The following is an 834-nucleotide window of genomic DNA, read 5'->3' on the forward strand; positions in this document are numbered from 1 at the left end:
GGGCGTAGCGCCCCGCACCGGGCGATGCCGGGCCCGCGCCGATCCGGAGGCGGGCCGCCCACCGCCGGGCGCCACGGCCCCGGCCGATGCCCTGGCATGTCCCGGCACATGGACGACCTGCCGCGGCCACAGCGTGGCGCGACGGCCGCGGGCGATGCCGCAGCGCGTCCCGGCGCAGGCGCGGCCTGCCGCGGGTGACGCCGGCCGGCCCCGGTTCGCATCCCGCCCGCCGGGCGAACCTTCGGCCCGGGGCCAATCGCCGCTTCGCCTGCGCCCCGCGACCGCCTAGGCTGGCGCCGCCCGAAGAACCAAGGGAGGCGTCCATGCCCGACGGTGCCCAGAAGCCCATGCGGACCCGGCTGACGGCGAACGAGCCCTCGCCGCGCTCGGTCTTCCTCGACGTGCCGAACATGCCGTGGGAGGAGACCAAATTCGCCGGGATCAGGTGCAAGACGCTGTACAGCGACCCGAGCGGCATGGCGACGCTGCTCATGGAACTCGAACCCGGCGCCCAGGTGCCGCTGCACGAGCACACCGCGATCGAGCAGACCTATGTGCTCGCCGGGCATTTCATCGACGAGGAAGGCGAGTGCCTGCCCGGCCAGTTCGTCTGGCGGCCGGAGGGCAACACGCATATCGCCTGGGCGGGGAAGGACGGGGCGACGATCCTCGGCATCTTCCTCCGCCCCAACATCTTCGCCGATGGGCGGAAATTCTTCACCGAGACGGACGGCACCGAAGCCTGACCCGACGCCGCGGCCGCCACGCCGCGCCGCGGCCCGCGGCGGCTGCCCCCGGGTGCCGGGCGGCGTGATGCGGCGCGGCCGTCCCGCC

The 834-nt window shown here is 74.9% G+C and carries 1 protein-coding gene; it reads left to right on the top strand.

All coding sequences use genetic code 11. From position 1 onward, the window contains the following. Window positions 1–323 precede the first annotated feature (323 nt). Window positions 324–746 carry a cupin domain-containing protein gene (locus tag E2C05_RS32220; RefSeq protein ID WP_200306896.1) on the top strand — a complete coding sequence of 141 codons (423 nt, stop codon included), beginning with the start codon at window positions 324–326 and terminating at the stop codon, window positions 744–746. Window positions 747–834: the final 88 nt, after the last annotated feature.

It is taken from the genome of Paracraurococcus ruber (assembly GCF_004353985.1).
Lineage (GTDB): Bacteria > Pseudomonadota > Alphaproteobacteria > Acetobacterales > Acetobacteraceae > Paracraurococcus > Paracraurococcus ruber.

Coding starts and splice junctions, on each gene's coding strand:
- E2C05_RS32220 (WP_200306896.1), top strand. CDS start 324: ATGCCCGACGGTGCCCAGAAGCCCATGCGGACCCGGCTGACGGCGAAC.